Annotated in this window: 18 protein-coding genes; 13 read left to right on the top strand and 5 right to left on the bottom strand. The window is 58.4% G+C overall.

What is annotated here, in order from left to right; all coding sequences use genetic code 11:
* Positions 1-72: 72 nt before the first annotated feature.
* The 3 genes from mutM to AAC076_RS07335 form a co-directional block, all read right to left on the bottom strand.
* On the bottom strand, positions 73-885 hold the full coding sequence (gene mutM, locus AAC076_RS07345; protein ID WP_339844004.1) for a bifunctional DNA-formamidopyrimidine glycosylase/DNA-(apurinic or apyrimidinic site) lyase: 813 nt from the start codon (positions 883-885) through the stop codon (positions 73-75).
* Positions 886-1,123: 238 nt separating this feature from the next.
* Positions 1,124-2,482 carry a hypothetical protein gene (locus AAC076_RS07340; RefSeq protein WP_339844003.1) on the bottom strand — a complete coding sequence of 453 codons (1,359 nt, stop codon included), beginning with the start codon at positions 2,480-2,482 and terminating at the stop codon, positions 1,124-1,126.
* Positions 2,483-2,501: 19 nt separating this feature from the next.
* Positions 2,502-2,930: a PaaI family thioesterase gene (locus tag AAC076_RS07335; RefSeq protein WP_339844001.1), complete on the bottom strand. Its 429-nt coding sequence runs from the start codon at positions 2,928-2,930 to the stop codon at positions 2,502-2,504.
* A gap of 181 nt (positions 2,931-3,111) precedes the next feature.
* Here AAC076_RS07335 and AAC076_RS07330 point away from each other — a divergent pair, with 181 nt between their 5' ends.
* From AAC076_RS07330 to AAC076_RS07310, 5 genes are all read left to right on the top strand, one after another.
* Entirely contained in the window at positions 3,112-4,626 is a 1,515-nt protein-coding gene (locus tag AAC076_RS07330) for a 3-hydroxyacyl-CoA dehydrogenase (RefSeq protein ID WP_339843999.1), read from the top strand.
* Positions 4,627-4,631: 5 nt separating this feature from the next.
* Positions 4,632-5,831 (top strand): 3-oxoadipyl-CoA thiolase, encoded by a 1,200-nt coding sequence (locus AAC076_RS07325; protein ID WP_339843998.1) that lies wholly within the window; start codon positions 4,632-4,634, stop codon positions 5,829-5,831.
* Between the two features lie 149 nt (positions 5,832-5,980).
* Positions 5,981-6,277 (top strand): hypothetical protein, encoded by a 297-nt coding sequence (locus AAC076_RS07320; protein ID WP_339843996.1) that lies wholly within the window; start codon positions 5,981-5,983, stop codon positions 6,275-6,277.
* A 38-nt stretch (positions 6,278-6,315) separates the two neighbouring features.
* Complete coding sequence (locus AAC076_RS07315) at positions 6,316-6,798, top strand: YbhB/YbcL family Raf kinase inhibitor-like protein (protein WP_339843995.1); 483 nt, start codon at positions 6,316-6,318, stop codon at positions 6,796-6,798.
* Positions 6,799-6,876: 78 nt separating this feature from the next.
* On the top strand, positions 6,877-7,683 hold the full coding sequence (locus tag AAC076_RS07310) for a thioesterase family protein (RefSeq protein WP_339843993.1): 807 nt from the start codon (positions 6,877-6,879) through the stop codon (positions 7,681-7,683).
* 40 nt (positions 7,684-7,723) lie between these two features.
* On the opposite strand, the gene AAC076_RS07305 is transcribed toward AAC076_RS07310, so the two are convergent.
* Positions 7,724-8,395, bottom strand: a complete 672-nt coding sequence (locus AAC076_RS07305; RefSeq protein ID WP_339843991.1) for a crotonase/enoyl-CoA hydratase family protein — start codon at positions 8,393-8,395, stop codon at positions 7,724-7,726.
* Positions 8,392-10,020 carry an AMP-binding protein gene (locus AAC076_RS07300; RefSeq protein ID WP_339843989.1) on the bottom strand — a complete coding sequence of 543 codons (1,629 nt, stop codon included), beginning with the start codon at positions 10,018-10,020 and terminating at the stop codon, positions 8,392-8,394. Before AAC076_RS07300 ends, AAC076_RS07305 begins: the two co-directional genes overlap by 4 nt.
* Before the next feature lie 226 nt (positions 10,021-10,246).
* Here AAC076_RS07300 and AAC076_RS07295 point away from each other — a divergent pair, with 226 nt between their 5' ends.
* The 8 genes from AAC076_RS07295 (at position 10,247) to AAC076_RS07260 (ending at position 21,120) form a co-directional block, all read left to right on the top strand.
* Positions 10,247-11,041 carry an IclR family transcriptional regulator gene (locus AAC076_RS07295; RefSeq protein WP_339843988.1) on the top strand — a complete coding sequence of 265 codons (795 nt, stop codon included), beginning with the start codon at positions 10,247-10,249 and terminating at the stop codon, positions 11,039-11,041.
* Positions 11,042-11,229: 188 nt separating this feature from the next.
* The gene (locus AAC076_RS07290; protein ID WP_339843987.1) at positions 11,230-13,323 is read left to right on the top strand and encodes a 3-hydroxyacyl-CoA dehydrogenase NAD-binding domain-containing protein; all 2,094 of its coding nucleotides are present in this window, start codon (positions 11,230-11,232) and stop codon (positions 13,321-13,323) included.
* 74 nt (positions 13,324-13,397) lie between these two features.
* Positions 13,398-14,594, top strand: a complete 1,197-nt coding sequence (locus tag AAC076_RS07285) for an acyl-CoA dehydrogenase family protein (RefSeq protein ID WP_339843986.1) — start codon at positions 13,398-13,400, stop codon at positions 14,592-14,594.
* 10 nt (positions 14,595-14,604) lie between these two features.
* On the top strand, positions 14,605-15,738 hold the full coding sequence (locus tag AAC076_RS07280) for an acyl-CoA dehydrogenase family protein (protein WP_339843985.1): 1,134 nt from the start codon (positions 14,605-14,607) through the stop codon (positions 15,736-15,738).
* 169 nt (positions 15,739-15,907) lie between these two features.
* Positions 15,908-16,657 carry an electron transfer flavoprotein subunit beta/FixA family protein gene (locus AAC076_RS07275; protein WP_339843984.1) on the top strand — a complete coding sequence of 250 codons (750 nt, stop codon included), beginning with the start codon at positions 15,908-15,910 and terminating at the stop codon, positions 16,655-16,657.
* On the top strand, positions 16,658-17,587 hold the full coding sequence (locus AAC076_RS07270; protein WP_339843983.1) for an FAD-binding protein: 930 nt from the start codon (positions 16,658-16,660) through the stop codon (positions 17,585-17,587).
* A 351-nt stretch (positions 17,588-17,938) separates the two neighbouring features.
* Positions 17,939-19,114 (top strand): TAXI family TRAP transporter solute-binding subunit, encoded by a 1,176-nt coding sequence (locus AAC076_RS07265; RefSeq protein WP_339843982.1) that lies wholly within the window; start codon positions 17,939-17,941, stop codon positions 19,112-19,114.
* Positions 19,115-19,176: 62 nt separating this feature from the next.
* Positions 19,177-21,120 carry a TRAP transporter permease gene (locus AAC076_RS07260; RefSeq protein WP_339843980.1) on the top strand — a complete coding sequence of 648 codons (1,944 nt, stop codon included), beginning with the start codon at positions 19,177-19,179 and terminating at the stop codon, positions 21,118-21,120.
* The last annotated feature ends 85 nt before the right edge of the window (positions 21,121-21,205 follow it).

The raw sequence follows: 21,205 nt of genomic DNA, 5'->3' as shown, positions 1-21,205 counted from the left end.
AGCTCCATGACAGTAAGCCAGAACCCGCCCTCAAGCACAATACATCGGTCATGGCCACGCCTGGCGGGGGAGTCAGCTCTGACACTGGCGGCAGAAAACCGAGCTGCGTTGCCCGAGCCGGGTCTCCGACAGGGTGCTTCCACACAGTTTGCACAATTCTCCGCCACGTCCGTAAACGAAAAGCTCCTGCTGAAAGTATCCGGGCTGGCCATCACCGCCGGTAAAGTCGCGCAGGGTTGTGCCGCCCAGCTCGATCGCGTAGCCCAGAATGCGACGGATCTCGATAGCCAGGCGCAGATAGCGGGCGCGACTGATGCGTCCGGCTTCGCGGCGCGGATCAATACCTGCAGCAAACAACGCTTCGCTGGCGTAGATATTCCCGACGCCAACCACCACCGCGTTATCCATGATGAACGGCTTGACGGCGATGCTCTTGCCCCGCGAGCACTGGTAGAGGCGCTCACCATCGAACAGATCCGATAACGGTTCCGGCCCCAGCTTCGATAAAAGCGGATGGACCTCGCCCGACTTGATCCAGAGCATGGCGCCAAAACGCCTTGGGTCGGTGTAGCGCAGAGCGAGCCCTGAATCCAGTTCGATATCCACATGCTCGTGCTTGAGCGGCGTAGTACCGATTGGTACCAGACGCAGATTGCCCGACATACCCAGATGGCTGATCAGGCTGCCCCCACCAATATCCATGAGCAGGTATTTGGCGCGACGGCGAATCTGGCTGAAGGTCTGGCCTTCGATCTGGATCGCCAGGTCCTCCGGGATTGGCCAGCGCAGTCGGCGCTCGCGCACTACCAGTCGGGTGACAGTGCGGCCCTCGAGATGCGGAGCAATACCCCGGCGGGTGGTTTCTACTTCAGGTAGTTCCGGCATTTTAGGGCCCGTGTAAAAATTATGCCTGACGACATATTGAGCATTAGTCCGTGTGGGATGTCGGTCAGCAGTCACGCTTTGCAGACACGCTGTCCCATCCCTGGGCGCTCGTCGTCGCCCATCCATGGGCTTCGACGGTACAGCAAAGCGAGACTGCTGACCGGTGCCTTGTAACTCTGCACCAGCTGAACCCGCCCTCTTGAGCCTTTGGGCGTACAGCTTTCGGCTTGCCGCTTTGCTAGCTATGCCACCAGTAGGTGCCAAACAGCAAGAGCAAGAGCAGCGGCATCACGCTGGCAACAAAGCGTCCGTTCCAGCCGAAGGCCACACGAAACGGCGTTTCGCCACTGTAGCGCGCCAGGATCAGTGTCGAAGGCCCGAAAGGCGAGCAGATCATCGCCAGGGAGAAGCCGCACATCAGACCCACTGCCGGCGTCATGATCGGCACACCCAGCAGGGCAAGCTGGGATAGCAGACCGGCTATCAGTGACAGTGAAACAATCGGCGCTACGCCAATCACCGCGAGAGTGATGGTGCTGAACAGACTGGCCACCGCCAACAACAGATTGTACTTGGGCTCGGCAGCCAACCAGGCGGCAATCTCTTCCAGCGGCGCGATGGCCCCCAGGGCACCGCCCAACAGAGCCGCACAACCGAAGATGAACATTTCGTTATGCATGCTCGACATGTTGTCGGCGATCTCGTCCAGCGCCTTTACCGGAGAGCGATCACGCCAGAGTAGATATAGCGTGACACCCACCGGAACCAGCAGCATGGCCGATTGCGGCGCACTGAGTACGGTCTGCCAGGCCAGCAGTCCGATCAGCATCAACCCCAGCAAACTGCCACCGAGCAGCCCCCACATGCCCTCGGCCCGGGTGCTGTCGCCGATATCGTCGCGCAAGGCCAACAGTCCGCGGGTTTCACGCCGCCAGCCAACCAGGATCATCATCACTGCGGCTACGGCGCCATAGGGCACCATACTGCTCCAGGATAGCGAGGGCATCTCGCGGGAAATAATCGCGATAGTGACACTGGTGGGCGCCAGGAGCGGGACCAGCGCGAAACCCCGCAAGGTAGTAACCATGACGCTGCGCAGGCCTTCGCGGCGCTGCAGATCGGTCAGCGGATACCGGCGCAGGTGCGTGGCCAGGGTTCCACAAAGCAGATTCATCATCCCGAAATTGAGAATCGAACCAATGCTCCCGGCGGTCAATACATACCGGGGGTAGAGAACCACCTTGGAGCCAGACAACAGGGCCTTGTGCAGCTCACTGAGTTGCGGCAGGCGCTTGGCCAGCAGCTGCATCAGCCCCAGAGCACCCAGGAAACTGGTGTAGTAGGCCGCTGAACTGGCCAGTTTTGGCCACAGCGAAGCATCCGTGCGTGGGCTGATTACGGTTGCAACAAGTACCGCGAGGGTAACGATACCCAGCCAGCGCGGATACGGATTGAGCCGCCGGAAATGCAGCAGAAAATAGGCAAGAAACGCCAGCGCCGCCAGCCAGCTGAGCAACGCAACCTGACTGAGCAATGCACCCAGCTCCAGGGCGACACCCAGGGGAAGCAGCAGAACCGTCATTTTTGCCATGGGCATATGTGTCACCGGGCAGTGCTCACGGCAGATCCTTGCGGAAGGCGCCCTTCTTGAAAACACCTTCACCGAAACCGAGAAGTGTGTCCTTGTCATCAAGCAGATCGCAGGAGGCCATGAATATCTTGTGGCCGCCGCTGCGGCGCGTGGCCACAGCACGTATCCGCGTGCCCAGTGCAGCGGTTGCCGAGAAGTTAACGTTCATTGACAGGGTAATGGCTACCCGGCGCTCGTCGGCACTGGGTGCCCAGGTACCGCACAGCCCCATGGCGATATCCAGCAGGCTCGCGGTGACGCCGCCATGCAGATTGCTGGCGTTATTGAGATGCTTTGCGGTCAGCGTCAGGCCGACGACCGCACGGCCTTCGGAGTATTCGAGCAGTTCACAGCCCAGGTCCTGGAAAAAACCTGTTACGGATTGGGCCACTGCCTGGCGATGGTCGGGGTTCACGGCTAGGTCACCTTTTATTCACTACACTGATGCAGATCTTCGCATGGGAGTCGGCTGCAGAGTATGCCACAGCTCCACTGTCGACGAACTTGCGCTCGCTCGGCGCAGGATTTAATCTCGCACGGCTATGAACGAAATACTGTTTCGCACAGCGGAATGAGAATAACCGAGGAGGCATTGCATGTTCAACCGAATTGGCGTGATCGGCGCTGGAGCCATGGGCCGGGGTATTGCCCAGCTTTTTGCCAGCAGCGGTCAACAGGTCCTGATCTACGACACGCGATCAGCAGCCATTGATGATGCTATCGACTTCAATCGCAATCTGCTCAAGCGCTCGGTCGCCAAGGGCAAACTCAGCGAGGCCGATTTCGAAGCGACCATGCAATGCATGCAACCCGCACAGGAATTGAGCGACCTCAAGGACTGCGATCTGGTGATCGAGGCCATCGTTGAGCTGCTGGAGGTCAAACAAAAACTTTTTGATCAGCTCGAAGCCCTGGTTGGTGACGACTGCGTACTGGCTACCAATACCTCCTCGTTGTCCGTTACGCGGATCGCCAGCACCTGCAAACGCCCGCAACGAGTCGCTGGCTTTCACTTCTTCAATCCCGTGACGCTGATGAAAATCGTCGAGGTCGTGCGTGGCGAGCGAACCGATGAGAACGTGATTCAAGGCCTTGTCGCGCTGGCAGAGAAGGCTGGGCATTTTGCAGCTATCACGCCGGATACACCCGGCTTTCTCGTCAACCATGCCGGTCGTGCCTTCGGTACCGAAGCATTGCGTTTGCTCAGCGAAGGTGTGGCCTCGCCGGCGCAGATCGATCGTATCCTGCGCGACGGTCCGGGCTTTCGCATGGGCCCCTTCGAGCTGTTTGACCTGACCGGACTGGACGTGTCCCATGCAGTGATGGAGTCGGTCTACGAGCAGTTCTATCACGACCCCCGTTATACGCCCTCGTTCATCGCTGCCCAACGCGTGGCGGCGGGTCTGCTCGGACGCAAGACTGGCCAGGGGTTCTTTCGCTATGAAGACGGCCAGAAGATCGAGCCCCAGGAAACCGCTCCCGACACTGTGCTGGTCGACCGCCCTTTCTGGCTGCAAAGCGACGACGCGGCCCTGCGCACTCAGGTCGCGGGCGTGCTCGGAGCCGCTGGCGCGACCCTGGAGGATGGTCCTCAACCCTCCGCCAAGGCAATCTGCCTGATCACGCCCCTGGGCGAGGACTGCACCGCCGCCCTGACCCGTCTGGAGCTACCCGCTGCGCGAACACTCGCGCTCGATAGCCTGGTCAACTGGGACAAGCGCCGCACGCTGATGCGCCAGCCCGCCGTCGAGGCCTCGCTGGTTGCCCAGGCACGTCAGGCACTGTCTGCCGACGGCGTTCCTGTGGAAGTGATTAACGATTCTCCCGGCTTTGTTATCCAGCGCCTGATCGCCGGCGTGGTCAATCTTGGCAGCGAGATTGCCCAGAAAGGTATCGCCACCCCGGAGACGCTGGACCGCGCAATACAATTAGCCCTCGGCTATCCCAAGGGTCCCCTGGCCTTTGGTGAGCATTATGGAAAACAAACCATACTGACCATTCTCAACAATATGCAGCAGACCTATGGTGAGCCCCGTTACCGCCCCAGCCCCTGGCTGCGTCGCAGGGTGCAGCTTGATCTGCCGCTTACAACACCCGATTTCCAGGAGTAAGACCAATGACTGCTTATATTTATGATGGTTTGCGCTCTCCCTTCGGACGCCATGCCGGTGCCCTGGCCAGCGTACGCCCGGACGACCTGCTCGCAGAGGTGATGCGTGCACTGATTGCCCGCAACCCCTTTGATCAGGGTGAATATGAAGACGTCGTGATGGGCTGCACCAACCAGGCAGGTGAGGACGCGCGCAACATCGCCCGCCACGCCGCGCTGCTGTCCGGGCTGCCCCAGGAAGTACCGGGTCTGACGGTAAACCGTCTGTGCGGTTCGGGTCTGGCCGCCGTGCTGGACGCCCATCGCATGGTCCGTGCTGGCGAGGGTGAACTGATCATCGCCGGCGGGGCTGAAAGCATGAGCCGCGCACCCTTCGTTATAGCCAAGAGCGAGAGCCCCTACTCCCGCGAGTTCCGCGCCTTCGACAGCACCATTGGGGCACGTTTTCCAAACCCGAAGGTAGAGAAGGAATATGGCTGCGACACCATGCCCGAGACTGCAGACAACGTCGCCGAGAAGTTGGGGATCACCCGTGAGGAAGCTGACACTTACGCTGCCCGCAGCCAGGCCCTGTATGAAAAGGCTCGTGCCGACGGCTTCTTTGCCGAAGAGATTCACCCGATCGAGGTGTCCCAGGGCCGTAAGAAGCCAGCCAAGGTCGTCGACCAGGACGAGCACCCCAGACCCCAGAGTGATATGGAAGCGCTGGGCAAGCTGCGCTCGCTGTTTGAGGGCGGTGTGGTCACCGCGGGTAACGCCTCAGGTGTGAATGATGGCGCTGCAGCGTTGCTGATCGGTAACGAGGCAGTAGGCAAGAAATACAACATCAAGCCCCGCGCGCGCATTCTCAGCGGCGCGGTTGCCGGTGTGGAACCACGTCTGATGGGCGTTGGTCCGGTCGAGGCATGCAAGAAAGCACTGTCCCGCGCTGGCCTGAGCCTGGATGACATGGACGTAATCGAGATCAACGAGGCCTTTGCTTCCCAGGTGCTGGGCTGTGCAAAAATGCTCGGTCTGGACTTCAACGACCCACGCCTGAACCCAAATGGCGGAGCCATTGCGGTGGGCCATCCGCTCGGTGCATCAGGCGCTCGTCTGACCCTCACCGCCCTGCGCCAGCTTGAGCGCACCGGCAAGCGCTATGCGCTGGTCAGCCTGTGCATTGGTCTCGGCCAGGGCGTTGCTGCCGTGATCGAACGGGTCTGAACACAGCCATATCGTCACCCCGGCCAATACTCGTTAGAGCTTTGTGCCGGAGTGCCGGGCACCGAGGGACCAAGCCTGCGTATGGCTTGTCTGAGAGTTCTGCTAAGGTATGCCTGCGTTAAAGCCTGAATTCACCTTGGAAACATTTGATGCAATTATCGTCCAATCCCTTCGAATGGCTGGGAGAAGCCCTGGGCACGCTGGTGCGTTTTGTTGTCGACAGCCTGGCCTGGGTATTTCACATTCTGAGCGGTGCAAGCACCGCTTTCGTTAACGGCTTTTCCCGCGCACTGGGGGTCGACAGCAATGTATTTACCGTTATCGCTGTCATTATCGGGCTGTTATTGATCTACGCTGGCGTGCGCTCCCTTATGCGCCGGCGCTTTATCGGGGCGGTAGTCTGGCTGCTACTCGGCCTATGGCTGCTCAGCGCCCTGATCAACTGAGACCGATCACTCAATCGCTGACAATCAAGGAGTACAGTATGGGTTTCGCATTTTCCAACGACATGCAACTGACCAGCAGCGCCTTCACTAACGACGGTGCCATCCCTGCCCGTTTTACCGGCGAAGGCGAGGATGTGTCCCCGGCACTTGGCTGGAGCAACCCACCGGAGGGCACCCAGGCTTATGCTGTCATCTGCCATGATCCGGACGCCCCACTGATCTCTGCCAACGGCACCTACGGGTTCGTTCACTGGACGCTGTACAACATTCCCGGCTCCGTGAGTGAGCTGGCAGAAGGCACCGGTGAATATACCCGCGGCAAGAACAACTTCGGCAAGACCGGCTACAACGGCCCCATGCCACCCGAGGGTCACGGTCAGCACAAGTATTACTTCTGGGTTATTGCCCTGGACAAGGATCTGCAACTGCCGGCTGATCTGACCCTCTGGGAATTACTGGCCAAGGTAGAGCCCCACGCCCTGGCGATGAATCGGCTGATTGGTACCTACCAGCGCGGCTGATTGCCCTCTTAATCTCTCCATCGATGGCACGGTATGACGCCGTGCCATTTCGCCCGTCAACGCAGTTCGGAACCCCCGATGACTACCCCCACATCCCACGCCCTGGATCAGGCTATCCGCCTGCAAATGACTGCGCCCAATCGTTATAGCGGTCATTGCGATGAAGCCTACCTGAATATGGTCGGGCCTTTTGGCGGTATGACCGCCGCGACTCTCCTGAATGCTGCCCTGTTGCACCCGGAACGCCTCGGAGATCCTGTATCACTTACCGTCAACTTTGCTGGGCCGGTAGGCCTGGGGGATTTCGAGATTGAAGCGACTCCCCTGCGGACCAACCGCTCCACACAGCACTGGTTGCTGTTGCTACGCCAGAACGGTGAAGTCATGACCAGCGCAACCGCATTTTTTGCCAACCGCAGGGAAACCTGGTCGGAGCAGGTCGCGGCATGTCCGCAGGCGCCAGCGGTTAACGAACTGCCACGCGTTAAGAGGCAGGAGCGCGCCTGGTTCAACCACTACGATATGCGCTATGTCAGTGGTGCGTTTAGACCCGGTGAAGCCGACGAGACCCACAACAGTCTGCTCTGGGTGCGCGACGAACCGCCACGGCCGCTGGATTTTGCCGCCTTGACCGCCCTTGGTGACATCTTTGCGCCACGGATTTTCAGCCGCCGTCAGCGCTTCACTCCCGCAGGCACTGTATGCATGACACACTATTTTCATGCCAGCCAGGATGATCTGCAGCGTGCCGGTACTGATTTCCTGCTCGGACGGGCTGGTGCCAGCCGCTATCACCACAACTATGCCGACCAGATCGCTCACCTGTGGGCAGCCGACGGAACCCTGCTGTTGACCAGTACGCAGGTAGCTTACTTCAAGGAGTGAAAAATGGCCGACCACCGGGAGGTGGTCGAACCAGATGCTTTCAGCTCTGCAACCAGGGCAGAACCGCTTCACGCAGCGGGCCGTTAAGTAGCATGCGGGTTTCCCGATAGGCTTTGCGCGGCAGCGCGGCCAGGCGCTGTAGCTGTTCCCTGCTGTTTTCCAGCAGTTGCTCCGGGGCCTCCAGTGCATCGTAGAAACCGGCCGCCTGGGCCTGCTCCGGATTCAGACCCTGCGCCTGCAAAGCGCAGCGCGACAACCAGTGCGGCGTTACCCGGTCTCGGGCAATCGCCATGGCCGCCCTGGGCATGGTCATGCCAATTGCCACTTCATTGAGCGCCACCCGCCAGTCACCAGCCACCCCTACGCGGTAGTCGGCAAGTAGCAGCATGAAGGCTGCCTTGGCCATGGCATGCCCGCTACTGGCAACGACCAGCGGGGCAGGATAATCCAGCATGGCCAGGGTCAGGCGATCGCCTGCAGCGCGCATGGCGTCACAGGCCGGCCCGCCTGCCTGAATCAGCTTGCGGTCATAACCGCCACTGAAACAGCCAGGCCGGCCGGTGATCAGCAGCGCAGCATCCGCCGCAGCGGCTTTGCCGATAGCCTCGAGCAGCGCTTCCAACATGACTTCGGACAGCGCATTGACCTTGCCGTCATCCAGAGTGATTTCGGCCAGCCCGTCACTCATGCTGAACGTCAGCTGCTCACTCATGCTGCACCGGCCGCAGCGCGTGCCTCGTCCCGCAGAACCCGGCGCAGCAGTTTGCCGACCGTCGACTTGGGGAGATCCTCACGAATTTCGACGGTGCTGGGTACCTTGTAACCGGTCAGATGCTCGCGGCAATGGGCAATGATCGCGTCCTTGTCGAGCATCGGGTCACTCAGACTGACAAAAAGCTTGATCGCCTCGCCCTTCTTCTCGTCCGGGATACCCACGGCCACGCACTCCCGAATTCCAGGATGCACCATGACCGCATCTTCGACCTCGTTGGGATAAACGTTGAAGCCCGATACGAGAATCATGTCCTTCTTGCGATCGACCAGTTTGAGGAAGCCATCCTCGTCTATGACGCCCACATCGCCGGTTTTCAGCCAGCCATCTTCGGTGAAGCTCTCGGCGGTGGCCTCCGGACGCTGCCAATAGCCCTGCATGACCTGAGGACCACGTATCAGCAACTCGCCGGGCTCGCCGCGGGCCGTCTCATTGCCATCATCATCCACAGTGCACATTTCGGTATCGATCACTGCCCGCCCGATATAGCCTTCCTTGTAGGGCGTGAAGGCAGTCGAAGCCACTACGACGGGAGACGTCTCGGTCAGGCCATAACCTTCGCGGACCACGCTACCGGTCCGGGCCTGCCAGCGCTTGGCAATTTCCGTGTTCAGCGGGGCACCACCCGAGTTGACCCACTTGAGATGACTGAAGTCGATATTATCGAACTCTGGATGGGCCATCAGCGAGACAAACAGTGAGTTGATACCAGTCAACAGAGTAATCCGATGGCGCTTGAGATCGGCCATCATGCTGTCGAGATCACGTGGATTGGTAATCAGCACACTGTGAAATCCGGTGGCAACCGAAGCAATGCAGTTCGCGGTAAAAGCGAAGATATGATAGAGCGGCAGCGGAGAGACTCGCACTTCATTACCGTATTCCACGTCGCCCGGGCGAATGACGTTGGTCGCCTGAAGAACGTTACTGAGGATGTTACGGTGCGACAGCATGGCGCCCTTGGATACGCCCGTTGTACCGCCTGTGTATTGCAGCAGCGCCAGATCATCCAGATCACGTTCGGGTTTGACAGCCGGTAGCTTCTCGCCCTCACGCAATGCCTGCATGAAACGTACTTCATCGTCCTCGGTGGTGGCGTACTGGGGATCGGCAAAATCATCCACACCGGTAACGATCAGCAACTCGATCTCGGTATCACCTTGAATCTTGCGCACCAGAGGGATCAACTTGTCGAGCACCACGACAGCCTTGGCCCCGGAGTCGGCAAATTGATGACGGGCTTCGTAGGGCGTGTATTGCGGGTTGGTATTGACGATGACCAGACCCGCTTTCAGTGCACCGAAAATGGCGATTGTATATTGCAACAGGTTAGGCAACTGGATGGCCAACCGATCACCCGGCTCCAGCCCTGCCGGGCCGCGCAGATAGCGGGCAAAGGCGTCAGCACGCCTTTCCAGTTCGTTGAAGCTCAGCGTATCGGTCCCGCAGGAGAAAGCCGGCTTGTCACCGTAATCCTGACAGGCCTTGGCCAGGACTTCACTGAGATTGGTGTGTCCCAACTGGGCCAATTGGTCGCCAACGATGGAATGAACGGGTGTCGACATGAAAACCTCTTATTTGAATCGTTATTTTGCACAGCGAAATACAATACCAAAAAGATGCTATTCTATCCGCTTTTGCTGTGCAATCATTGAGACGCAGGTAGACTGATACCGCCAGGCAGAACCGGGGAAAACCGGCTGCGTCACAATAAAAACAGAACAATGCCGCTCCCCCTCACCGTAGAGGTTGATCGTGGATGCAGGCTACGCTTTAGCAAGGTAACAGGCCATGAACGACGACCTCAGTACTCTCAGTGAAGCCACACCGGCCAAAGATCGCAAATTTGTCGAGGCGCTATCGCGCGGACTCGATGTACTGCGCGCCTTCAGCCAGGGGGCCGTAGTCATGGGTAATCAGGATATCGCCCGGATCACCGGTCTGCCCAAACCGACCGTCTCGCGTATGACCTATACCCTGACCAAACTGGGCTACCTGAGTTATTCGCCACAACTGGAAAAATACCAGCTGGATTCCGGCGTACTTGCCCTGGGCTATGCCTATGTATCCAACCTGCGAGTTCGCCAGCTGGCCAAGCCCTACATGGATGAGTTCGCCCGTTCGACCAATACCTCCGTAGGCCTGACCTGCCGCGACCGCTTATCCATGATCTACGTGGAAAACTGCCGCCCCGCCGAAACGACTTCACTGCGTATGGATGTAGGCGTGCGTTTGCCCTTGGGCACCACGGCTGCAGGACGTGCCTATCTCGCGGCAATGAAGGACGAGGAACGCAGTCATGTGATCGCCGCTCTTGCCAGCCGCAGTCCGGATACCTGGCCAGAGACTGCAGTGCGGCTGGAAAAGGCTTTCGAGGATTATGCGCGCCATGGCTTTTGCCTGTCTTTGGGCGACTGGGACCGCAACGTCAATGCCGCCGGCGTGCCTCTACATCTGCAGGACGGCACACTCATGGCACTGACCTGTGGCGCCCCTTCCTACCTGGTTTCCGAGGAAAAGGTACAGAATCAACTGGCACATCAGCTGGCCATGTTGGCTCGTGATATTGAGCGGCTGGGGGTTTGACCCTACCCATCACGCTGATTGATTGGTGCGCATTTCACTAGGACGGGGCATCGACAACAGCGTTATTTTTTTGTATTTTGCCTGGCGGAATAGAATTTCATTATTTCGCATAGTGAAACTGGCAGCGAAACACGAAGCGAAATATCAAGTGGAACAGCTTTAGTCATCACAACAGACGGAGAACGAGCATGTCGGACGTGGTCACACTGGAACGACAAGGCGCCATAGCGATTGTCAGGGTCAATAACCCACCGGTCAACGCACTGGGTATCGCGGTCCGTGAGGGCCTGCAGAACAGCTTCAAGGCCGCCGAAGCCGATCCCGAAGTCAAAGCCATCGTCCTGGTGTGTGAAGGTTCAACCTTCATTGCCGGCGCCGACATCAAGGAGTTCGGCAAGCCACCAAAGGCACCAGGCCTGCCCGAAGTGGTCAATGGTATCGAGGCTGGAAGCAAGCCGAGCGTTGCCGTTATCCACGGTACCGCCCTGGGTGGCGGTCTGGAAGTGGCCGTCAGCTGTCATTACCGTATCGCGCTGAAAAGCGCCAAGGTCGGCTTGCCGGAAGTGAAACTGGGCCTGTTACCGGGCGCCGGTGGTACCCAGCGCCTGCCACGTCTGGTCGGCGTCGAGAAAGCGCTGGACATGATCGTCAGTGGCGCTCCAATCAGCGCCTCCGAGGCACTCGAGCTAGGCGTTATCGATGAGCTGATCGACGGCGACCTGACCGCTGCCGGTATTGCCTATGCCGAAAAGCTTCTCAGCGATGGCAAAGGCGCGCGTCGCACCGGCGAGCGTACCGACAAGCTGGAAGGCGTGGACAACGCAGCACTGGTCGCCGCCAAGCGTGCCGAAATCGACAAGAAAACGCCTGGTCTGTTTTCACCCCAACGCTGCGTTTCGGCGGTTGAGGCATCCTTCACCCTGCCCCTGGAACAGGGTTTGGCCCGCGAGCGCGAGTTGTTCGGCGAGTGCCTGGTATCACCGCAGCGGGGAGCACTGGTCCACGCGTTTTTCACCGAACGCCTTGCTTCGAAAATCGACGACCTGCCCAAGGACACTCCGACCCGTGAGATCAAATCCGCAGGCGTTATCGGCGGTGGCACCATGGGCGTAGGCATCGCCATGTGCTTTGCCAACGCCGGCATCCCGGTGAAGATTCTGGAAATCAGCGAAGACGCCAGGGCCAAGGCCATGGAGCGTTGCCGCGATACCTACATGATGAGCGTCAAGCGCGGCAGCCTGACCGAAGACGCCATGAACAAGCGTCTGGCGCTGGTCGAAGGGGTCATCGATTACGCCGACCTGTCGAGCGTGGACCTGGTTGTCGAAGCCGTGTTCGAAGACATGGGCGTCAAGCAGAAGGTGTTCGAGGCACTCGACAAACACTGCAAACCCGGAACGATTCTGGCCAGTAACACCTCTTCGCTGGATCTGAACCAGATCGCCGAATTTACCCAGCGTCCGCAGGACGTAGTGGGCCTGCACTTCTTCAGTCCCGCCAATGTCATGCGTCTGCTTGAGGTGGTACGTGGCGAAAAAACCGCCAAGGACGTTCTGGCTACCGCCATGGCAATCGGCAAGAAGCTGAAAAAAGTAGCAGTGCCGGTTGGCGTATGCGACGGCTTTGTTGGCAACCGCATGGTGTTCCAGTACGGCCGGGAAGCCGAATTCCTCCTTGAGGAAGGCGCTACTCCAGCCCAGGTCGATGGCGCGCTACGCAAGTTCGGCATGGCCATGGGCCCCTTTGCGATGCGTGATCTCTCCGGCCTGGATATTGGCCTGAGCATCCGCACTCGCCAGCGTCAGACCCTGCCAGCGGAATTCAAATTGCCGACGATCCTTGATCGCATGGCCGAGGCAGGTATGCTTGGACAGAAGACCGGTCGCGGCTTCTATAATTACGAAGCTGGCTCGCGCACGCCCCAGGAAAATCCGGCCCTGCCGGCAATCCTCGAGGCCGCTTCCAAGGAACAAGGCGTTGAGCGGCGGGAGCTGTCCGACGAGTACATTCTTGAGCGCACGCTGTTTGCATTGATCAACGAGGGCGCCAAGATCCTCGAGGAAGGTATTGCCCAACGCTCCAGTGACATCGACGTCATTTACATCAATGGTTACGGCTTCCCTGCACATCAAGGTGGTCCGATGTTCTATGCTGACAGTCTTGGGTTGGATCAGGTGTATGCCCGGATCAGCGCTTTCCATAAGGAACATGGCGCCTGGTGGAAACCTGCTCCATTGCTGGAAAAGCTTGCCAGAGAAGGACGCAAGTTCGCTGACCTCTGATAGCTGTTAATTAATGACCTGGGCCGTGCGGCATGAGTCGCAGTCCCGGAACTGTATTTCAACGAGGACCTGACATGGACATTCATTACACCCCAGAAGAACTCGCCTTCCGCGATGAAGTGCGGGATTTCCTGAAGACCGAGTTGCCAGAGGACATCGCTGCCAAAGTCAAAAATGGCAAGAACATGTCCAAGGCAGATCACGACCGCTGGCAGAATATTCTGTCCAAGCGCGGCTGGTATGCACCGGGCTGGCCAGTAGAGTTCGGCGGGACCACTTGGGGCCCTGTCGAGAAGCACATTTTCGATGAAGAGTCCGCTGCCTATGGCGCGCCGCGCACTGTTCCCTTCGGCGTAAACATGGTTGCTCCGGTAATCATCAAGTTCGGTACCGAAGAACAGAAGCAACATTACCTGCCGCGCATCCTGTCGGGTGAAGACTGGTGGTGCCAGGGCTACTCCGAGCCCGGTGCAGGTTCCGACCTTGCCTCGCTGAAAACCCGCGCAGTGCGCGACGGTGATCACTACATCGTCAATGGTCAGAAAACCTGGACCACTCTGGGCCAGCACGCCAACTGGATCTTCTGTCTGGTACGCACCGACCCCGAAGCCCAGCAGCAACGTGGTATTTCCTTCCTGCTGATCGATATGGCGACTCCCGGTATCACCGTGCGTCCGATCATCACGCTCGACGGTGATCATGAAGTCAACGAAGTCTTCTTCGATGACGTCAAGGTGCCGGTCGAAAACCTGGTTGGTGAAGAGAACAAGGGCTGGACCTGCGCCAAGTACCTGCTGACCCACGAACGTACAGGTCTGGCCGGCATCGGCGCTTCCAAGGCTGCTCTTACTCACCTGAAGAAAGTGGCTACCCAACAGCACAAGAACGGCAAGCCGCTGATCGATGATCAGGTTTTCCGCGCCCAGGTAGCTCAGGTTGAGATTGAGCTGATGGCTGCTGAAATGAGCACACTGCGTATCATCGCTGCGGCGAAAGAAGGCGGTGTACCCGGTGCAGAGAGCTCGATCCTCAAGGTCAAGGGCACTGAAATCCGTCAGGCGATCACCAACCTGCTGCGCAAGGCCATCGGGCCGTACGCACTGCCCTTCCTGCCGGAAGAGCTGGAATATGACTTTGACGGCGACATGCTGAACAGCGAGTCCAGCCCTGCATTGGCGGGCGACTACTTCAACATGCGCAAACTGTCGATTTTCGGCGGATCCAATGAGATCCAGAAGAACATCGTCTCGAAAATGATTCTGGAACTGTAGGAGATTAGTCGTGGACTTCAAACTCACAGAAGAGCAACAGATGCTGCAGGAAACCGCGGCGCGTCTGGTACGCGACGCCTACACCTTCGACAAGCGCGAGAAGTTCAGCGCTAGCGAAACCGGCTTCAGCCCCGAATTCTGGCAACAGATGGGTGAGCTGGGCCTGACCGCCATTCCATTCCCCGAGGAACTCGGTGGCTTTGGTGGTACCGGTGTGGAAAACATGCTGATCATGCAGGAGCTGGGTCGCGGTATTACCCTGGAGCCCTACATGGAGTCGGTCATCCTGGCTGGCGGTCTGATTACCCAGCTGGGTTCAGACAGTCAGAAAGATGAGCTGCTGGGTTCCATTGCCAGCGGTGAACTGCAGGCCGCCGTCGCACTGGACGAGCCGAGCAGCCACTATCTGCTCAACGATGTACAGACCACTGCCAAGCAGGATGGTAGCAACTGGACTCTGAGCGGCCGCAAGGCAGTCGTTATTGGTGGTCACACTGCAGGCAAGATCCTGGTATCTGCCCGTACCGCAGGTGACATTCGTGACGAAAAAGGCATCAGCCTGTTTATCGTTGACCCCAAGGGCGCCGGTGTCAGCCGCCGTGACTTTGCGACCGTTGATGGCCGCAAGGGTTGCGAGCTGTTCCTGGACAATGCCCAGGGCGAGCTGCTGGGTGAAGCCGGCGAAGCTTTTGCTGCCATCACCTACCAGGCCGGTCGTGGCATGGCTGCCCTCTGCGCCGAAGCCATCGGTGCAATGGAAGTCGCGTGCGACATGACCCTGGACTACCTCAAGCAGCGCAAGCAGTTTGGCGTGCCGATCGGCAAGTTCCAGGCGCTGCAGCACCGTATGGTCGATATGCGTACCGAGCTGGAACAGGCTACGTCGATGACCATTCTGGCCGCCTGCGTTGCCAGCGAGGAAGACAGCATTGAGCGCACCCGCACGCTGACTGCAGCCAAGTTCCTGGTCAATCGCTCGGCCCGCAAGGTAGCCGAAGAGTCGATCCAGCTGCATGGCGGCATCGCGATGACCTGGGAATACTCCGCTGCCCACTACGCCAAGCGCCTGGTCATGATCAGCCACCAGTTGGGTGACGACGATCATCATCTGGAAGCATACGCTAAGCTGATGAGCGTGGCCTGAAGGTCGCCTTAACCGGAATGACGGCAATTTCGCCGTCATTCCGGCGTATTTGCCATGTGTTTTAGCAAATTGGCACTATCGGGCCGTGTTTTGGCCCGGTATCCTATGCAACCCCTTATATTGTCGTGCGCCCCCGGGCGTCCCATAGACTTGTGGAGGACTAGCGTCCATGAAAATCCTCGTCGCCGTTAAGCGCGTGGTTGATTACAACGTCAAGGTTCGCGTCAAAGCGGACAATACCGGTGTCGATCTCGCCAACGTCAAGATGTCCATGAACCCCTTCTGCGAAATCGCTGTGGAAGAGGCCGTGCGCCTGAAAGAAAAAGGCGTCGCGACTGAAGTTGTCGCTGTGTCCATCGGTCCGACCGCTGCTCAGGAGCAGCTGCGTACCGCCCTGGCACTGGGTGCCGATCGCGCCATTCTGGTCGAATCCGCGGATGATCTGAGCTCACTGGCTGTAGCTAAGCTGCTCAAGGCTGTTGTCGACAAGGAACAGCCCCAGCTGGTTATTCTCGGCAAGCAGGCAATCGACTCCGACAACAACCAGACCGGCCAGATGCTTGCTGCTCTGAGCGGCTACGGCCAGGGCACCTTCGCCTCTGCCGTCGAAGTCTCCGGTGAGAGCGTGAAAGTTACCCGCGAAATCGACGGCGGTGCGCAGACAGTTGATCTGAAACTGCCCGCCATCGTGACCACCGACCTGCGCTTGAACGAGCCGCGTTACGCGTCTCTGCCGAACATCATGAAGGCCAAGAAGAAGCCGATGGAAGTGGTCAAGCCCGAAGATCTGGGTGTCAGCACCGCCTCCACGGTCAAGACTCTCAAGGTTGAAGCCCCCACCGCTCGCAGTGCCGGTATCAAGGTAGGTTCTGTGGACGAGTTGGTCGACAAACTGAAGAATCAAGCCAAGGTGATCTAAATGACAATTTTGGTTATTGCCGAACACAACAACGCCGCGCTGAATGCTGCGACCCTGAACACCGTTGCCGCGGCCAAGGCCATTGGCGGTGACATTGATCTGCTGGTTGCCGGCGAAGGCTGCTCCGCGGTTGCTGATGAAGCGGCCAAGGTCGAAGGCGTTAGCAAGGTCCTGTTGGCAGACAATGCTGCCTACGGCCACCAACTGCCGGAAAACGTAGCACTGCTGATTGCCGAGATGGGCAAGAGCTACAGCCACGTGATCTGCGCAGCCAGCACCAACGGCAAGAACTATATGCCGCGTGTTGCTGCCCTGCTGGACGTCGATCAGATCTCCGAGATCATCGCCGTTGAAAGCGCCGATACCTTCAAGCGCCCAATCTATGCCGGTAACGCAATCGCTACCGTACAGTCCGATGCGGCGATCAAGGTTATTACCGTGCGTACCACCGGTTTTGATCCGGTTTCTGCCGAAGGCGGCAGCGCCAGTGTTGAAGCCGTTTCCAGCGCCCAGGATGCCGGCGTGTCCACCTTCGTCAACGAAGAACTGGCCAAGTCCGATCGTCCAGAACTGGCTGGTGCCAAGATCGTCGTTTCCGGCGGCCGCGGCATGCAGAACGGTGAAAACTTCGAGATGCTCTACAAGCTCGCTGACAAGCTCGGTGCTGCAGTAGGCGCATCACGTGCCGCAGTTGATGCCGGTTTCGTCCCCAACGACATGCAGGTCGGTCAGACTGGTAAGATCGTCGCGCCAAACCTGTACATTGCCGTTGGTATCTCAGGCGCTATTCAGCACCTGGCTGGCATGAAAGACTCCAAGGTGATCGTTGCGATCAACAAGGACGAAGAAGCACCCATCTTTGGTGTAGCCGACTTCGGTCTGGTTGCTGACCTGTTCGAAGCGATTCCCGAACTGGAAAGCAAGGTGTAAGAATCCAGCCGCAAGCTGGAAGAATAACCCGACTCGTGAGAGTCGGGTTTTTTTATGCCCGGGTCATGGCGCAAACACGCACTGGTTGCCCCCACTGCCGCAACAACGGTGATCCAGACAGCCTTTTCAGTTGTCTTGAAACCCGGCCCCTTGAATCATCTGTAGCTTGCAGTTTTCAGTTGATCTTCGGCAACAATCTGTATCATTTATTATCACTTTCCCTTCCCTGATTAACCTTTCATTACGCCAAGCCTTTTGCAATGTGTCCCACGCAAAGTAAAATGCTGTTTTGGTGAGCGAAACATAAATACAACAATGTTCCGCACAGCGAAACATAATAAGGTGACATCCATGCGAATCTTCCTGCACAGGTTTACTGCCGCTTTGGCATTGGCGCTGGCTCTGCCGGCAACCGCCGCAACTGAATCCACCAATGAATCTGCCTTGCCTCGCGTAATGGTCTGGACCGCTTACGGAACCGGTGCTGCCGGTTACGCACAGGCCGCTGCACTGGGTGGGCTACTGAAGTTCGAGGAAGGCAGCAATATTCGTATTCTGCCCGGGCGTAACGATGTTTCCCGAATGATCCCGCTGAAGACCGGAAGAGCCGGTTATTGCCTTTGCGGCATCGCCAGTTACTTTGGTCAGGAAGGCATATTCCTGTTCAATAAACCCGACTGGGGGCCGCAACCGATTCGCATGATCCTGGCCTCACAGGGTACCCAGAGCTTCGGCCTGGCCGCAGCCGCTGATACGGATCTTGAACACCCCCGAGACCTCAAGGGTCAGAAAGTGATATTCATCCGCGGCGCGGACTCCATCAACATGATCACATCGGCAGTACTGGCCTATGGTGGGCTGACCTGGGACGACGTGCGCCGCGTGGACACTTCCGGTACCAATGAAGCAATCGAAGCCATCATCAACGGTCATGCCGATGTGATGCCAATGTCTACGCGTACCCCATTGATGGAGCGCATTGCGGCCAGCCCACGGGGTATCAACTGGCTCGACATGCCCAATGAAACAGCCGAGGAAAAGGCCGCCTGGGCACGCGCCAAGAACGTCATCCCCTATTACCTGCCCCAGTTCGAGACCCGCGGTGCGGGTGTATCGGAGCAGGACCCCTGGAATGGTGGCGGTTATGCACTGCCGATTCTGGTCACCAACGCGGACAGGGATACTGACGAAGTCTATGCACTGACAAAGTTTGTTGAAGACCAATACGATAATTTCAAGACTCTGGCCCCTGGCGCTGAAGGCTGGGAGCTTAGTCGTCAGGTGTTTGACTGGGTCATGCCCTATCACGAGGGTGCAGTACGTTATTTCCGTGAGCAAGGCGTCTGGAGCGAAGAATACGAAGCGCACAACCAGAATCTGCTGAACAGGCAGGCGGTACTCGCTGATGCATGGGAACAACAGCTCGCTCAAGCCGCAGTATCGGATCAGTCCTTTCAGGCCAGCTGGATGAAACGCCGGGGCGAAGCCTTGACCGCCGCCGGATTTGATCCGGGCTTTCGGCGCTAGCCAGACCCATTCGACTCCGGCCCCGCAGGTCGGTCCGATCACGATTGCACATGAGGCAGCTGATGTCCGAAGAACAAGAATCAATTCGCCATCCGGTGGCTGGCAGATTACTGCGCGTTACTGCTGTAGCAACAGCGGCACTGGCCATTTACCAGATCTTCAACCTGGGCGCCTACACCGGCTTTACCATGCTCACCAGCCAGTACATTTACGGTTTGCTGGCAATGATGCTGCCCATGGTCTTTGTTGCCATTCCTGCAGGCCGTGGGCGGCGTGTAAACACGACTCCCTGGTATGACTGGCTGCTGGCTCTCGCCAGTATTGGCTGTTGCGTATTCTTTATCATTTATTCTAACGAAGCAGTGGATGAAGGCTGGGAATACATGGCCCCACAGCACGTGGTGTATATCAGCCTGCTAACCTGGGCAATCGCCCTCGAAGCCACGCGGCGCTGCGGCGGCTGGCCAATCTTTGTTGTGGTCTTCATGGCCTCGCTGTTTCCCATGCTGGCCGGTTACCTGCCAGACAGTTTTGCCGGCATCTCCACGCCGATCGATTTGGTCGCGATCTATCACACCAACAGCGATGAAAGCCTGCTGGGCATCCCCTCCCAGGCTTTTGCCAACCTGGTCATCGGCTTTCTGCTCTTCGGTATCGCCCTGCAGCGCACCGGCGGCGGCAAGTTCTTTATCGACCTGGCCTTTGCCCTGCTTGGCAAAGTGCGTGGCGGCCCGGCCAAGGTGTCGATCTTCTCCAGCGGGCTGATGGGCTCGATGTCCGGGAGCGTGGTGACCAACGTATTGACCACCGGCCCCCTTTCAATCCCGGCCATGCGTAAGGTCGGTTTCACCAAGACCTACGCTGCGGGCGTGGAAACCTGCGCTTCGACCGGGGGCGTATTGATGCCGCCCGTCATGGGCGCAACTGCCTTTGTCATGGCAACCTTTCTGGACATCCCTTACGGCGAGATAGCACTGGCGGCGGCAATTCCCTCGGCTCTGTATTTCTTCGGGCTCTTCATCCAGATCGATTTCTATTCGGCGCGCAACGGGCTCAAGGGCTTGCCAGCCATTGACCTGCCGAAAATACGTCAGACGCTGAAGGAGGGCTGGCACTACATCTTCGTGTTCGCGTTCCTGATCTGGATGCTGCTGTTCATGAAGCAGGAGGCTATTGCACCGTTCTACGCTACCGCTCTGCTGCTGGTCATCAACCAATTGCGTAAACACAGCCGCTGGCAGTGGCAGCAGTTCAAGGAATTCGCCGAAGCCTGCGGTGCCCTGTTCGCTGAACTGACCGGTCTGATGGCGGGTGTGGGCCTGATCATGGGCGCACTGGCGGTATCGGGCATGTCCGGCACCATCGCTAACGATCTGCTGTTTATTGCCGGCGGCGATATGCTGGTACTACTGATCATGGGCGCCCTGACCAGCTTTATCCTGGGTATAGGAATGCCGGTGACTGCGGCCTATATCTTCCTCGCGATCGCCCTGGCACCCGCGTTGATCAACGGCGGCATGAACCCGATGGCAGTGCACATGTTCATTCTCTATTGGGGCATGTTGAGCTTCATCACCCCGCCGGTCGCAATTGGCGCCTTCGCCGCCGCATCAGTAGCCGGCAGCAGTCCAATGAAAACCAGCTTCGTGTCGATGCAGATGGGTAGCATCATCTATTTCATACCCTTCTTTTTCGTGCTCGAGCCCGCCTTACTGTTGCAGGGCAGCGCAACGGAAATCATCGTGGCCATCACTTGTGCGGTAGGCGGTATCATCCTTATAGCTGGTGGACTGCAGGGCTATCTACCCAAGCTGGGAGATCTCAGCGAGCGCGGTTTGCTGCATTGGCCGCTTCGCATACTGTTTGCGATAGGCGGACTCTTCCTGGCCATGCCCTACAATCCCTATGTGCCGCTCACCGAGACCATGCTCTTCGTTCTGTCCTTTGGTCTGATCTTCGCGGCTATCGGTTTAACCTGGATCCACCGTCGCCTCGCTCCGGCTTGAGCGGCGCACCAGTCCCGCCTTTATGCACTTTTCTGGTGCGCATAGTAGATCCAAGAGCCAGCTATGCGCCCAGAATCGGCGCGCT

It is taken from the genome of uncultured Halopseudomonas sp. (genome assembly GCF_963977355.1).
Lineage (GTDB): Bacteria > Pseudomonadota > Gammaproteobacteria > Pseudomonadales > Pseudomonadaceae > Halopseudomonas.
Note: the sequence above shows the minus strand (reverse complement) of the source record. Positions and strands in the feature narration are given on the sequence as shown.